Below are 15,082 nucleotides of genomic sequence, written 5' to 3' on the forward strand. Positions count from 1 at the left end.
CAAATGTCAGCCGCTTACAGCGCGCTGTCCTGAATGGTCAAGGTGGTCGCCTCGTGCTGCGCATCGGTGCCCTTGTAGCGCAGGACGTCAAAGGCGCAGGTGACGATCTTGTTTTTCTCGCCGTCGTCGATCTTGGCCGAGGTGATCTTGATGCGGCCCATGGCCAGCGCCAGCACGTCTGCTGCCGGCGCCGTGCCCGACGCCATGGCGTAGGCCAACGGGATTTCCGTCTCGGACTTGAAGTAGTCAAGGTAGGTGGCGTCTTGCAACAGCACCGTGAACTGGCCCGAGCCCATCACTTTGCCGCGCGAGGCGGCCGTGGCGTACTTCGAACCGATCACCGGGTCAACCTTGACCTGGCCGTCCAGCGAGACGGACATGCCGGTGCAGATCTGCGACGGGATGCCATTCACCGACAGCATCGCCGTGGCGCCCGAAAACTTGCCGGAGCCAGGCGCGGCCAGCGGCGTGGGGAAGTACGGCACGGCCGTGGTCGGGCCTTCCGCCTTGCCCATCAGGGTGAAGTCCAGGCTGGTAATGCCGTTCGGCTGCACGGCGATATCCATCTTGCTGACCAGCTGGTCGACGAAGCTGCGGTGCACGCCGATCTTCGGGTCCTGCACTTCGGCCGTAAACCAGTCGGTGGTATGACCCGTCAACGGGGTGAAGCTGCGCTTGCCCACTGCCGCCACGCCGACCGAGTCGCCGGCCGCCTTGACGATCATCGCCGAGCCATCCATGAACTGGCCATTCAGGTTGGTCGCCGTCACCGAGGTGACGAAGAAGTTCTTCGCGTTGTTGGCGGCGGCCGGCGCCGTCATGCCGGTGATGCGCACCACGCTGCCGGCGCGGAAGCCTTCTGCCAGCCAGGAGCCGGCGCTGCGCGTCAGGCCCGTGGCGGCCGCCGCGATGGTGGTTTGCGCGGCAGCGACGCCGCCGGCCGTGAAATCGCGGCGCAGCAGCGCCGCCATCAGCGGCGCATACGTGCCGCACGCCGCTTCGGCCTTGATGGCACCCGTGGTGCGGAAGTTGCCCAGACGGGTATCGCCCTGCTGCTGGCTGGCGTCGATTTCGGCACTCGCGTATTTGTCCGCTTCCGTGTCGAAAGTGGCGGTGACGCGGGGGTAAATCTGGCCGGCGCCGGCGGCTGCCTTGCTGCCTTCCGCGCTTTGTTTGCTGATAACGATCAAGCTGTCGATGCCGTTTGCTGTCGATGCCATAAGTAATACCTTTCGTGGGATGAAAAAAAAGACCGCATATGCGGTCTTGAGGGGGAACTGCCAAGTATCAGGAAAATAAAAAACCCGCGCGCGGTGAGGCGGCGGGCTGGCGTCCGGATGGCACGGGGCCATACCGGGCGGAAGATGGGCGAATGCGGCCATGAAGGCGGTTCGCTGCGCTGATTTCCCCTATCGGTGTCGCGCCTTGAGCGCGTCTATTACGAGTGGAGAAGCATGTGGTGTACTGCGGTGTTGCCGGTGTTTCCGGTGTTTCTATTACTGCGTGATCGAGACTCTATTCTATGGGTGTTTTTTCCAGCATCGGGCATATTGCAAAAAACTTTTTAGTGACCGAGGCGACGCATGGCGCGGGCGCCGTGCGACTGGAAGATGCCTTCCAGTTCGCTGACCATGTCCTTGATGCGTTCGAGCTCGAAGCCGCCGGAGCAGCTGATGGCCGCTTCGCCGACGCCGTGACAAGCCTGGCAGACAACAGGCGCGCAGGCCCGCATGGCAGCGACGACGCCCGTGCCGTGGCAGACCTTGCATTTGCTGTCGAGCCAATGCGCGAGCGACGCTTCGGCCACGCGGCGGTACAAGGTATTGGCCGCCTGCGCATCCCAGGCCGTATGCGCCTTGACCCAGCGCCGCGAACGGCCTTTCTGCGTCACGGCCGCCGTCCAGGCGCGCAGCAACTGCGCCAGGTTGCCCGCATTGCCCTCGAACAGACGGCTGACGGTACCGTCCGCGTATTTGACGCGGCACAGCAAGGCGCCCATGTCGCCGGCCAGCGCGGCGGCCGCGATGACATCCAGGTCGTGGTGAACGGCATTGTCGCGCAGGTTCTGCGACGACAGCGATGCGATATATTTTTCTGCAAACCCCATGATTTCTCCTCGTTGATTCTTGTCTTAGTTTTCCTGCGCCGGTCCGAACAGGGCCGCCACCAGTGGATCGCGGCGCGCCGCACCGCGTGGCCAGCTGGCCGTGCGGCGCACTTGCGGCGGCAGTTCGGCCCAGCCGTCGACCTCCTCGTCCTGTTCGCCCAGCGCGTACAGGGCGGGCCGCTGGCGCCCCGGTTCCGTGCAATGGCGTTGCGCCAGGTGGATTTGTCCCATGCCGCACATGTGGCGCAAATAGCGGCTCATGGTGCCCGCATCGAGTCCCAGCAAGGCGGACAATTGCGCCGCGCTGGCCTGGCCTTGCTCGCCCACATACTGCACGATGCGGGCGATATGCAGCTGTGACTTCTTGCTGCGTCCCTGTAGCTGGCGCCCCTGCCGTGGCACCGCCCTGCTTTCTACCAACTGACTGCTGTTCAACATCTGCCTGACCTCCCGTGGTGTCACCAAGCGGCAAACGCTGTAGTGCGTTTGCGACAGGCAACGAGTGGACTTTATCAATCGCTAATGTTAAAGTCAAGCATTTGGTAATTTATCAAACGGTAAATTTCAGGTTTAATGTGGAGATGAATATGTATCAATACAGACGCGACCGCCTGCTGGCCCTGATCCGCGAGCACTACGACAACACGCGCAAGAAAATTTCCGACGTCAGCGGCTGGAGCGAAGCGCGCATCTCGCAAATCCTCTCGCCCACCTACCGCGAGGGACGCGCCTTCAGTGAAAAAATCGCACGCAAGCTGGAAGCGGACCTGCAACTGGACAGCATGTACTTCGACCAAGGCGCGGCGCCCGACCAGGCGGCGCTGGCGGCGCGTGCGCTGGGTGAGCTACAGCCGGTGGTGGTGGTCGATGGCGAGGACGAGCGCTTCTACCCGATCCGCAAAGTCAAGTTGCGCCTGTCGGCCGGCATCACGGGCTTTGCGATCGAACCGGAAACGCACGACGGCAGCACCATCAGCGTGCCGCGCAGCTGGGTCGAGCGCAATGGCTACCACCCTGAAAAACTGGTGGCGATCAAGGTCAAGGGCGAGAGCATGGAGCCGGCCCTGTACGAGGACGACGTGGTAATCATCAATACGGCCGACAACCGACCGGCCGACGGCATCGTGTTTGCCATCAATTACGAAGGCGAACCGGTGGTCAAGCGCATGGCGCGCGATATCGGCGAATGGTGGCTGACCTCGGACAACCCGGACCAGCGCAAATACCACCGCAAGCTGTGCCGCGGCAATGAATGCCTGATCGTGGGCAGGGTCGTGCGCAAGGAAAGCGACCGCATTTGAGAGTGAAATTTATCGATTGATAAACTCCACTACCATCCTGGTGCTTAAGCCAATGCTGCCTGGATCTGCTGCAACGATGCCGGATCGTCCATCGACGTCAGGTCGCCCGGGCTGCGGCCTTCGCAGATGGCCTGGATCGAGCGGCGCAGCAGCTTGCCTGACCGCGTCTTCGGCAGCTGCGGCACGAACAGCACGCGCGCGGGCCGCGCCACGGCGCCCAGTTGGCGGTCGACCACGGCCATCACTTCGCGCTCCAGGACCGCTTTTGCTTCGACACTGTCGAAGCCCTGCGGGTTTTTCAGGATCACGAAGGCCATCGCCACCTGGCCTTTGAGCTTGTCTTCCACGCCCACCACCGCGACCTCCGACACGTTCGGATGGCTGGAAATGCTTTCCTCGATTTCGCGCGTGCCCAGGCGGTGGCCGGCCACGTTGATCACGTCATCGGTGCGGCCCAGGATGAAGTAATAGCCATCCGCGTCGCGCACGCCCCAGTCGAAGGTGGAATACACTTGCCGGCCGCTGAAGGTAGACCAGTAGGTGTCGACGAAACGCTCGTCATCGCCGTACACGGTCTGCATGCAGCCCGGTGGCAGCGGGCCTTCCAGCACCAGCACGCCCTTCTCGTTGGCGCCGCATTCATCGCCTGTCGCTTCGTTGAGCAGCTTGACCTGGTAGCCGTACATGGCCATACCCGGGCTGCCCAGGCGCGTCGGGGTATCGGCCACGCCTTTCGCCACCGACAAGATCGGCCAGCCCGTCTCCGTCTGCCAGTAGTTGTCGATGATGTCCACTTTGAGTTCATCGGCGATCCATTGCGAGGTGGTTTCATCGAGCGGTTCGCCCGCCAGATACAGCGCCTTCAGGGAAGACAGGTCGTGCTTGCGCATCAATTCCACCGGGTGCTTGCGCAGCACGCGGATCGCCGTTGGCGCCGAAAACATGCGCGTGACCTTGTATTTTTCGACGATGCTCCACCAGATGCCCGCATCGGGACAAATCGGCAAACCCTCGTACAAGATGGTGGCCATGCCGGCAATCAGCGGGCCATACACGATGTAGGAATGGCCCACCACCCAGCCGATATCCGAGGTGGCGAAGAAGGTTTCACCGGCCTTGCCGCAGAAGTTGTACTGCATCGACGACGCCAGCGCCACCGCATAGCCGCCCACGTCGCGCTGCACGCCCTTCGGCTTGCCCGTCGTGCCCGAGGTATACAGCACATACGACGGCTCGTTCGATTCGAGCCAGGTGACGGGCACCTGCGCGTCCAGGTGCTGCTCGCGCAGGGTCGCATAATCGACATCGCGGCCCGGCGTCAATTCCATCGGCACGAGATGGCGGTCGACCAGCAGCACCTGCTGCGGCTTGTGCGCGGCGATGCGGATGGCTTCATCGAGCAGCGGCTTGTAGGCAATCGCCTTGCCATTGCGCGAACCGGCATCAGCGGAAAACACTAGCTTGGGCTGCGCATCGTCGATGCGGCTGGCCAGGCTGTTGGCGGCAAAACCGCCGAACACCACGGAATGCACGGCGCCGATGCGTGCGCACGCGAGCATGGCGAAGGCCGCTTCGGCGATCATCGGCATATAAATCAAGACGCGGTCGCCCTTGACCACGCCCAGCGACTGCAAGATGGCGGCGCAGCGCTCCACTTCGCGCTGCAGTTCGCGAAAACTGTAGGTGCGCTCGGTATTGGTCTCGGTGGAAATGGCGATCAGCGCGGCGGCATCGCCCTGGCTGCCCACCCAACGGTCAACGGCGTTGTGGCACAAATTGGTGGTGCCGCCGACGAACCATTTGGCGAACGGCGGACGGGAATAATCAAGCACTTGCGAAAACGCGCTATGCCAATCGATCTTTTCCGCTTCCTCGCGCCAAAAAGCGTCTGGCGTGTCGATCGAGCGTTGATAAAATGCTGCGAAATTCATGTCTCCTCCGGTATGCGTGCAATCTGTATCGGGCCTGGGCGAACCGGCCTGGGCGCCGCTTATGTGTACCACCTGTGTACCATCTGCCTGCGTATTGCTTCCTTTATCTGCGTACGGGTGCGTCCTCCAATGATTTTTCAAACAGTTTTTCCGAGAACTCGAACATCTCCGGCTGCGCCGCCATGCAGGCGCTGCGCTCGGCGGCAATCCTGTCGCGATTCGCGGCCAGCGTGGCGCTGGTCAGGGGCATGCCGAACTGCCCGTCGTCCGGCGCGCCGTCTTTTTGCGTCATCACCCGCTGCATCACAATGTCGCCCAGTGCCTTCTTGAAGTGCCCTGCTTCCCAATACCAGCGCGTGCTGGCGTGGCGCTGTTGTTGCGTGGGAATCGGCTCGCAGTTGTAAGGGCCAAAGCCACTGAAATCGGTCACGCTGATGCTGGCCGATGGATTTTGTTTTTTGACGGCGTCGACTTCCAGCACGACTTGCTGTTTCCACGCCTCGAACAGGGGCCATAGGCCAGCCGATTCAAACATGGCGAGAATCTGCGCGTGATAGGGATAGACCACCAGCTTGATATCGGCCTGCGTGGCCGCCATCGCCAGCAGGAAGGTACGCAAGGATTGAAAGTCTTCAGTGGCGAGGCCACTCTTCGATTTCCGCTTGAAACTGGCGGCACTTTCCTGTGCCCGCTGGCGAAACAGCTTGTGGTAGCCATCGTGGCGCACATACGCGCCATACTCGAGCAAGGGGTTGAAACCATCAGGCGACAGCGTCGCCGCCTCGCCGTCGTGCTGGATGCGCAGGGTATGCGCAGCATCGCGCATGGACGCCAACGAAAAAAGCGTGTCGAAACGCCAGAATGCGCGCCCTTGCGCAGGCGTCGCCGCAGTCGCCGCAGGTGCAGGCAACGCCGCAACCGGATTGAGAAAATCGATGAACTCCATGCCCACGATGACGGTGCGCGGCTTGACGCCAGCCTGCAGCAATTGCGCGAACTGGCTGGCGGACGTGGCCAGGCCTGTGCCGGGAATCGCCAGGTTATAACCGGCGCCGCCCAGCGGGGCAAAAGCGCTGGCGCGCGGATCGAAGCCGATCTCGGCGCGGGAGTTCCCCAGGATGATGAATTGCGGCCGCAGGCGCAGCGCATGTTCCTGCTTGATCTGGCTTTGATAGCGGGTCAATCCCGGCTTGACGGCATTGAAATGGTCGCGGCGCACGATCCCGTACACACCATAAGGATCGACGATGAGAACAAAGGCGCAGACGATGATGGCGCCCGACACCAGCAAGAGCAGCAGCGTAAGCAGATAAAACCTGAACGGGGAACGTGTCATGGCCGCCCCCTAAAATTGAAAGTACAGGAATTCGGCGGGCCGGTTCAAGGCCAGCAGGCTCGTCAGCGCCAGCGCGGCAATGGCGGCCGCCCACGCGGGTGACGCGCGCCAGGTCAGCAGCCGCAAGACGCCCAACCCGCCCCGCCCTGCCGCGGCGTGGCTTTCCTGGAAATCCAGCGCCGGCCCGAAGCGCCGCATGATTTGCTGCGTATTGGGCATGCCGAAAACCAGCACGGCCGCCAGCGCAATCCACGTCCAGCTTTCCATAAAGGCCGTGCCGCCGCCCAGGTAAAAGGTCACGCCCATCGAAGCCAGCACGGGCTGCACGGGCAGCAGATAGGGAATCAGTGCATCGGGCAAGGCCAGGCCAAAGCCACCGGCCATGCCTTTCAGTATCGTCAGGGCGCTGGCCACATCGGGCGCGCGGAAGAAAACCCAGGCAATGCAAACGGCTGTAAAAGTAAGCAAAGTCGCCACGACATTGCCGGCACGCGTACCGGACGGCAGGCGAAGCGTGCGCGCCACCGTGCTCCAGCCCTTGTGGACGCCCAGGTAAGCGCCGTGCAGCGCCCCCCAGACGAGAAAATTCCACCCGGCGCCATGCCACAAGCCGCCCAGCACCATGGTGATCATCAGGTTCAGGTAGCGCCGCACGGGGCCGCAGCGGTTGCCGCCCAGCGGGATATACAAGTAGTCGCGCAGGAAGCGCGACAGGGTCATGTGCCAGCGGCGCCAGAATTGCGCGATATTGCGCGATTTATACGGCGAATCGAAGTTCAAAGGCAGGCGCACGCCGAACAGGCGCGACAAGCCGATGGCCATGTCGGAATAAGCGGAAAAGTCGAAATACAGCTGGAAGGTGTACGCCAAAACCCCGCCCCAGGCGACCAGCAGCGAGGGCGTGGCAGGGTCGTTGAACAGCGGCGCGGCATATGGGCCGATATTGTCGGCAATCAACACTTTTTTTGCCAGGCCGATGAAAAAGATGGTGCTGCCGATGGCGACATTCCTGGCCGAGAGGCGAAAGATGCGCCGGTCCGCGAACTGCGGCATCATTTCCTTGTGGTGCAGTACGGGGCCGGCAATCAGATGGGGGAAGTACGTGACAAACAGCAGATAGTGGACAAAACGGCTTTCCTGCGCCTTGCCCCGATAGGTATCGACCAGAAAAGCGATCTGGGTGAACGTAAAAAACGAGATCCCGATGGGCAGCACCACGTGCAGGGCGGGCAGTGGCTGCGCCAGCAGCTCCGCCAGGCTGGCAACAACAAACCCCGCATATTTGTAATAGGCGAGCAGGCCCAGGTTGGCGGCAATGGCCGCCATCAACAGGCCCTTGCGATGGATGCTGCGTTCTGGCCCAAGCAGGGCTGCGCAGCCGTAGTTGAAGATGACAGAGCCGAGCAGCAGCGGCAGATAGCGGTAATCCCACCAGCCATAGAAGAACAGCGATGCCACCGCCAGCCAGGCGGCCGCTCCTAGCTGGCTACGCCGTCCCAGGATAAAAAATCCGGCCACCGTGATGGGCAAATAGGCAAACAGGAAGACATAGGAGTTGAATAGCATCAGTTCACCAGTCAGAAGGATGGCAGGCCGCTAACGCACCCTGCACGCTGCACGCTGCACGCGCATCGCGGCTGGCGCCTCGCCATTTTCCTTGTCGCTCAATTTCATTGCTAGCAGAAATATCAACTTATCTGCAATGCATCTGCCCATTTGGCCAGGCAGCGTCGTGTTCAGACTAAAACGCGTCGCCGGGAACGCGTACCACCCCTTCCATCAGCACGCGCGCGCTGCGGCTCATGATGGCCTTCGTGACGCTCCATTGTCCATCGAGCAGCGCCGCTTCCGCGCCCACCATCAGGGTACCGGACGGGTGGCCGAAGCGCACGGAGTTGCGGGAACCGCCGCCCGCCGCCAAGTTCACCAGGGTGCCGGGAATGGCCGCCGCCGTGCCGATGGCGACAGCCGCCGTGCCCATCATGGCGTGGTGCAGCTTGCCCATGGACATGGCGCGCACCAGCAGGTCGATCTCACCCGCTTCCACCCGCTTGCCGCTGGACGAGACATAGCTGGCCGGCTTGGCGACAAAGGCCACTTTCGGCGTGTGCTGGCGCTTCGCCGCTTCATCCAGGTGGGTGATGAGGCCCATGCGCAGGGCGCCGTACGCGCGGATGGTTTCGAAGCGGCCCAGCGCGGCAGGATCGCCATTGATGGCATCCTGCAATTCCGTGCCCGTGTAGCCGATGGCATGCGCATCGACAAAAATCGTCGGGATGCCGGCGTTGATCATCGTGACTTTCAACACACCGATGCCAGGCACGTCGAGGTCATCGACCAAATTACCGGTAGGGAACATGGCCCCGCCGCCACCCTCCTCCTCGGCAGCCGGGTCGAGGAATTCCAGTTTCACTTCGGCGGCCGGGAAAGTCACGCCATCGAGCTCGAAGTCGCCCGTTTCCTGCACTTCGCCATGCGTCACGGGGACGTGGGCGATGATGGTTTTGCCGATATTGGCTTGCCAGATGCGCACCGTGGCCACGCCGTCGCGCGGCACGCGCGCAGCGTCGACCAGGCCGCTGGCAATGGCGAACGAGCCGACGGCCGCCGACAGGTTGCCGCAATTGCCGCTCCAGTCGACAAACGGCTTGTCGATGGAAACCTGGCCGAACAGATAGTCGACGTCATGCTCCGGCTTGGCGCTTTTTGCCAGTATCACCGTCTTGCTGGTGCTGGACGTGGCGCCGCCCATGCCGTCGATCTGCTTGCCGTATGGGTCGGGGCTGCCGATCACGCGCAGCAGCAAGGCATCGCGCGCCGCGCCCGGCACTTGCGCGCTGGCGGGCAAATCCTGCAGGCGAAAGAACACACCCTTGCTGGTGCCGCCACGCATGTAGGTGGCAGGGATTTTCATTTGGGGTACGTGGGTCATAGGATTTCCTGAAAAGCCGGGCAGCGCGCGCCTGCACGTCACCCGGTGAATGACGAGCTGCTTACGCTGCCTTGGATGATTCGAGGAAGTCTTGCGCGAAGCGTTGAAGAACGCCGCCCGCCTCATAGATCGACACCTCTTCCGCCGTATCGAGGCGGCAGGTGACGGGCACTTCCAGCGTTTCGCCGTTCTTGCGGTGAATGAGCAAAGTCAGGCTGGAGCGCGGCGTGCGCTCGCCCACGACGTCATAGGTTTCACTGCCGTCCAGGCCCAGGGTCTTGCGGTTCACGCCAGGTAGAAATTCCAGCGGCAACACGCCCATGCCCACCAGGTTGGTGCGGTGGATGCGCTCGAACCCTTCGGCCACGATGGCTTCCACGCCGGCCAGGCGCACGCCCTTGGCGGCCCAGTCGCGCGAAGAACCCTGGCCATAGTCGGCGCCGGCGATGATGATCAAGGGCTGCTTGCGCTCCATGTACACTTCGATGGCTTCCCACATGCGCGAGATGGTGCCTTCCGGCTCGATGCGCGTGAGCGAGCCGGCCTTCACCTTGCCATCCTCGATCACCATTTCGTTTTTCAGGGTCGGATTGGCAAACGTGGCGCGCTGCGCCGTCAAATGGTCGCCCCGGTGCGTGGCATAGGAATTGAAGTCTTCCTCGGGTAAACCCATCTTCGCCAGATATTCGCCGGCCGCGCTATCGAGCATGATGGCGTTCGATGGCGACAAATGGTCGGTCGTGATGTTGTCGCCCAGGACGGCCAGCGGACGCATGCCTTTCAATGGGCGTGCGCCGGCCAGCGCGCCTTCCCAGTATGGCGGACGACGGATATACGTTGTCTGAGGCCGCCAGTCGTACAGGGGGCTGACCTTGATGCCATCGTCCACCTGCGCGGCAAACATGGGGATGTACACCTTGCGGAACTGCTCCGGCTTGACGCTGGAAGCGACGATGGCGTCGATTTCCTCGTCGGACGGCCAGATATCCTTCAGCAGGACAGGCTTGCCATCCGGGGCGATGCCCAGCACGTCCTTTTCGATGTCGAAGCGGATGGTGCCGGCTATCGCGTAGGCCACCACCAACGGCGGCGAGGCGAGAAAAGCCTGTTTCGCGTACGGGTGGATGCGGCCGTCGAAGTTGCGGTTGCCCGACAAAACGGCCGTCGCGTACAGGTCGCGCGACACCACTTCTTCCTGGATGACCGGATCGAGCGCGCCCGACATGCCGTTGCACGAAGTGCAGGCAAACGCCACCACGCCAAAGCCCAGCTGCTCCAGTTCAGTCATCAGGCCCGCTTCCTGCAGATACAGTTCCACGGTTTTCGAGCCCGGCGCCAGAGACGATTTCACCCACGGCTTGCGCGTCAGGCCCAGGCGGTTCGCATTGCGCGCGATCAAACCGGCGGCGATCATGTTGCGCGGGTTGTTCGTGTTGGTGCAACTGGTGATGGCCGCGATGATAACGGCGCCGTCCGGCATCTTGCCCGGCTCGTTTTCCACCACGCCGGAAATCCCCCGCGCGGCCAGTTCCGAGGTCGGCACGCGGTTGTGCGGATTCGATGGTCCCGCGATATTGCGCACGACGGACGACAGGTCGAAGCTCAAGACGCGCTCGTACTGCGCGTCGACCAGGCTGTCGGCCCACAGGCCAGTCTCTTTTGCATACAGCTCCACCAGCTTCACCAGCTCGTCGTCGCGGCCCGTCAGTTTCAAATACTTGATGGTTTGCGCGTCGATGTAGAACATAGCGGCCGTGGCGCCGAATTCCGGCGCCATGTTGGAAATCGTGGCACGGTCGCCCAGGGTCAGGTGCGACGCTCCCTCGCCGAAGAATTCCAGGTAGGACGATACAACCTTCTGCTTGCGCAAAAATTCCGTCAGCGCCAGCACCGTGTCGGTGGCCGTGATGCCCGGCTGTGGTTTACCCGTCAGCTTGACGCCGATGATATCGGGCAAACGCATCCACGAGGCGCGGCCCAGCATCACGCTTTCCGCCTCCAGGCCGCCCACGCCGATGGCGATCACACCCAGCGCATCGACCATTGGCGTATGCGAATCCGTGCCCACCAGCGTATCGGGATAGGCCACGCCATCCTGCACCTGGATCACGGGCGACATGCGCTCAAGGTTAATCTGGTGCAAGATGCCGTTGCCCGGCGGGATCACGTCGACATTTTTAAATGCCTTTTTGGTCCAGTCGATGAAGTCGAAACGGTCTTCGTTGCGGCGGTCTTCGATGGCGCGGTTCTTGGCGAAGGCGTCGGGATCGAAACCGCCGCATTCGACGGCCAGCGAATGGTCCACGACCAGCTGCGTCGGCACCACGGGATTGACCAGGGCCGGGTCGCCGCCCTGGGCCGCGATGGCGTCGCGCAAGCCTGCCAGGTCCACCAGGGCCGTCTGGCCCAGGATGTCATGGCAGACGACGCGGGCGGGGAACCATGGAAAATCGAGGTCGCGGCGACGTTCGATGAACTGGCTCAGGGAAGCGTTCAAGGTCGCCGGGTCGCAGCGGCGCACGAGGTTTTCGGCCAGCACGCGCGAGGTGTAGGGCAAGGTGGCGTAGGCACCTGGCTGGATCGCATCGACGGCGGCACGCGTGTCGAAATAGTCTAGCTGGGTGCCCGGCAAGGGTTTGCGGTGCAAGGTGTTCATCGGGGTAGTCATTACTGAGCTCATTATTTGCGATCCTTGATCGGTACAAATTCCAGATCTTCCGGGCCGACATAGTTGGCGCTCGGACGGATGATCTTATTGTCGATGCGCTGCTCGATGATATGGGCGGCCCAGCCCGAGGTACGCGAAATGACGAACAGCGGCGTAAACATCGCTGTCGGCACGCCCATCATGTGGTACGACACGGCCGAGAACCAATCCAGGTTCGGGAACATGTTCTTGATTTCCCACATGACCGATTCCAGGCGCTCGGCGATGTCGAACATTTTCGTGGAGCCGGCTTCCAGCGACAGCGAACGGGCCACTTCCTTGATGACTTTATTGCGCGGGTCGGAAATCGTGTAAACGGGGTGGCCGAAGCCGATCACCACTTCCTTGTTGGCGACGCGCTCGCGGATGTCCGCTTCCGCTTCATCGGCATTGTCGTAGCGTTTCTGGATGTCCAGCGCCACTTCGTTCGCGCCGCCGTGTTTCGGGCCGCGCAGCGCGCCGATGGCGCCCGTGATGGCCGAATGGATGTCGGAACCCGTGCCGGCGATGACGCGGCTGGTGAAGGTCGAGGCGTTAAATTCGTGTTCCGCGTACAGGATCAACGAGGTGTGCATGGCCTTTTCCCACGACGCCGACGGCTTTTCGCCATGCAGCAGGTGCAGGAAGTGGCCGCCGATCGAGTCGTCGTCCGTTTCCACTTCGATGCGCTTGCCGTTATGGCTGTAGTGGTACCAGTACAGCAGCATGGAGCCGAACGACGCCATCAGGCGGTCGGCGATATCGCGCGCGCCCGGCGCGTTATGGTCGTCTTTTTCCGGCAGGGTGCAGCCCAGCACGGACACGCCCGTGCGCATCACGTCCATCGGGTGGGCGGCGGCCGGCAGCGCTTCCAGGGCCGACTTGACAGCCGACGGCAGGCCGCGCAGGGATTTCAGCTTGGCCTTGTAGCCTTTCAGCTCGGCCGCCGTGGGCAGCTTGCCGTGCACCAGCAGGTAGGCGATTTCCTCGAATTCGCAGCTGTCGGCCACGTCCAGGATGTCATAGCCGCGGTAGTGCAAATCGTTGCCGGTCTTGCCGACCGAGCACAGCGCCGTGTTGCCGGCGGTAACGCCGGACAGGGCGACGGATTTTTTAGGCTTGAAAGTAGCGACTTGCGGTGCGGTCATTGTGTTCTCCAGATTGAATAGTCTCGGGTGCGTCACTGCGGGACCGGCATGCGGTCCCTGCTTCTTTACTTATTTCTTTTGCGCGGCGAACAGCGCATCGAGCTTTTGCTCGAAGTCGTGGTAATTGATCGATTCATACAGCTCCATGCGCGTCTGCATGGTGTCGACGACATTCTTTTGCGTGCCGTCGCGGCGCAGCGCCCGGTAGACATTGTCGGCAGCCTTGTTCATGGCGCGGAAGGCCGACAGCGGATACAGGGCCAGGCCCACGTGGGCGCTGCGCAGTTCGTCCAGCGTGAACAGCGGCGTGGAACCAAATTCTGTAATATTGGCCAGGATAGGCACATTGACGGCCTTGGCGAACGTGGCGTACATCTCCAGGTCCGTGATCGCTTCCGGGAAGATCATGTCGGCGCCCGCCTCGACGCAGGCGACGGCGCGTTCCAGTGCCGCTTCCAGGCCATCGACGGCCAGCGCATCGGTGCGCGCCATGATGACAAAGTTCGGGTCCGTGCGCGCATCGACGGCCGCCTTGATGCGGTCGACCATTTCTTCCTTGCTCACGATTTCTTTGCCCGGACGGTGGCCGCAGCGCTTGGCGCCCACCTGGTCTTCGATGTGCAGGCCGGCAGCACCGAACTTGATCATCGATTTCACGGTCCGCGCCACGTTGAAGGCGGACGAGCCGAAGCCCGTGTCGGCATCGACCAGCAGCGGCAGGTCGCACACGTCGGTGATGCGACGGATATCGGTCAGCACGTCATCCAGGCTCGAAATGCCCAGGTCGGGCAAGCCCAGCGAGCCGGCCGCGACACCGCCGCCGGACAAATAAATGGCTTTATAGCCGGCGCGCTTGGCCAGCAAGGCGTGGTTGGCATTGATGGCGCCGACGACTTGCAACGGGGATTCTTCCTGGACGGCCTTGCGGAATGCGGCACCTGCAGAGTATTGAGTCATGTGTTCACCTTATGGGATTCGGGTCGTCCCGAATGTTTCATGGACTTGCTATGAGCATCAGTAGTGCAAATGCCGTGCCAGCACCCTGCACCTGCCCGCAAAGTGCGCTACGGCACAGTGTAATGCGAGGGAAATGGCCAGGCAGCGGCGTGGCGCGCACTGTCACGCAAGGGAATAGCGATATCACGCCCGATGGTCGCAATGTTTCAATTACGTTTCAATTTTGCTTCAACTATTTCATATGGAACATCATATTGAAACATGCAACAGGCCGTGGATTTAACTGGATGGGCGCAGACCTTGTTTCGCGCCAAACGCAAGACGCAAGACGCAAAACAGCCGGCGGGCGCCGGCTGCAGGAACACGATGAGACTGAAAAAACTAGGCCAGGCGCACCAGCGGGTTGGCGATGATGTTGTCGATCTGGCGCACGGCTTCTTCGCAGGCGGCGGCAATCGCGCCATCCTCGTCGTCGCGCACGAATTGCATGGTCGAGCCTTCAAACACTTCCAGGCCTTCCGCGGTGGCGCGTTCGATGTCGCAACTGGCCGACCATTTGCCATCGGCGGTGGGCACGGCCAGGGGAACGATTTCCCAGCCTTTATAGTGAATTTTAGAACTGTTTTCCATGGGGTGCCTCCTTGTGACTGACTCAATAGTGGAAATCGTAGCATGAAGCGCGGC

At 62.1% G+C, this 15,082-nt stretch carries 12 protein-coding genes; 1 reads left to right on the plus strand and 11 read right to left on the minus strand.

What is annotated here, in order from left to right; all coding sequences use genetic code 11:
- Positions 1-14: 14 nt before the first annotated feature.
- From ACQ4W7_RS18330 to ACQ4W7_RS18340, 3 genes are all read right to left on the minus strand, one after another.
- Entirely contained in the window at positions 15-1,220 is a 1,206-nt protein-coding gene (locus ACQ4W7_RS18330) for a phage tail tube protein (RefSeq protein WP_426070250.1), read from the minus strand.
- A gap of 344 nt (positions 1,221-1,564) precedes the next feature.
- Positions 1,565-2,107 (minus strand): hypothetical protein, encoded by a 543-nt coding sequence (locus tag ACQ4W7_RS18335; protein ID WP_436532316.1) that lies wholly within the window; start codon positions 2,105-2,107, stop codon positions 1,565-1,567.
- 24 nt (positions 2,108-2,131) lie between these two features.
- On the minus strand, positions 2,132-2,545 hold the full coding sequence (locus tag ACQ4W7_RS18340; RefSeq protein ID WP_436532318.1) for a FeoC-like transcriptional regulator: 414 nt from the start codon (positions 2,543-2,545) through the stop codon (positions 2,132-2,134).
- 149 nt (positions 2,546-2,694) lie between these two features.
- Between ACQ4W7_RS18340 and ACQ4W7_RS18345 the strand changes: the two genes are divergently transcribed.
- Complete coding sequence (locus ACQ4W7_RS18345; protein ID WP_436532320.1) at positions 2,695-3,408, plus strand: S24 family peptidase; 714 nt, start codon at positions 2,695-2,697, stop codon at positions 3,406-3,408.
- Positions 3,409-3,452: 44 nt separating this feature from the next.
- Here the strand turns inward: ACQ4W7_RS18345 and ACQ4W7_RS18350 are convergent, their stop codons facing one another.
- The 8 genes from ACQ4W7_RS18350 to ACQ4W7_RS18385 all read right to left on the minus strand — a co-directional run bounded on the left by ACQ4W7_RS18350 (position 3,453) and on the right by ACQ4W7_RS18385 (position 15,028).
- Positions 3,453-5,339 (minus strand): propionate--CoA ligase, encoded by a 1,887-nt coding sequence (locus tag ACQ4W7_RS18350; RefSeq protein WP_436532322.1) that lies wholly within the window; start codon positions 5,337-5,339, stop codon positions 3,453-3,455.
- A gap of 103 nt (positions 5,340-5,442) precedes the next feature.
- Positions 5,443-6,675: a hypothetical protein gene (locus tag ACQ4W7_RS18355; protein WP_436532324.1), complete on the minus strand. Its 1,233-nt coding sequence runs from the start codon at positions 6,673-6,675 to the stop codon at positions 5,443-5,445.
- A 9-nt stretch (positions 6,676-6,684) separates the two neighbouring features.
- Complete coding sequence (locus ACQ4W7_RS18360; protein ID WP_436532326.1) at positions 6,685-8,241, minus strand: MBOAT family O-acyltransferase; 1,557 nt, start codon at positions 8,239-8,241, stop codon at positions 6,685-6,687.
- Positions 8,242-8,416: 175 nt separating this feature from the next.
- Positions 8,417-9,607, minus strand: a complete 1,191-nt coding sequence (prpF, locus tag ACQ4W7_RS18365) for a 2-methylaconitate cis-trans isomerase PrpF (protein ID WP_436532328.1) — start codon at positions 9,605-9,607, stop codon at positions 8,417-8,419.
- A 61-nt stretch (positions 9,608-9,668) separates the two neighbouring features.
- Positions 9,669-12,263, minus strand: a complete 2,595-nt coding sequence (gene acnD / locus ACQ4W7_RS18370; protein WP_436532475.1) for a Fe/S-dependent 2-methylisocitrate dehydratase AcnD — start codon at positions 12,261-12,263, stop codon at positions 9,669-9,671.
- Positions 12,264-12,286: 23 nt separating this feature from the next.
- Positions 12,287-13,441, minus strand: coding sequence for a bifunctional 2-methylcitrate synthase/citrate synthase (gene prpC, locus ACQ4W7_RS18375; RefSeq protein WP_436532330.1), 1,155 nt, complete (start codon positions 13,439-13,441; stop codon positions 12,287-12,289).
- 69 nt (positions 13,442-13,510) lie between these two features.
- Positions 13,511-14,398: a methylisocitrate lyase gene (gene prpB / locus ACQ4W7_RS18380; protein WP_071076691.1), complete on the minus strand. Its 888-nt coding sequence runs from the start codon at positions 14,396-14,398 to the stop codon at positions 13,511-13,513.
- A gap of 381 nt (positions 14,399-14,779) precedes the next feature.
- On the minus strand, positions 14,780-15,028 hold the full coding sequence (locus ACQ4W7_RS18385) for a hypothetical protein (RefSeq protein WP_426070259.1): 249 nt from the start codon (positions 15,026-15,028) through the stop codon (positions 14,780-14,782).
- Between the last annotated feature and the right edge of the window lie 54 nt (positions 15,029-15,082).

The sequence above is a fragment of the Janthinobacterium algoris genome (assembly GCF_051380935.1).
Taxonomy (GTDB): Bacteria; Pseudomonadota; Gammaproteobacteria; order Burkholderiales; family Burkholderiaceae_D; genus Janthinobacterium.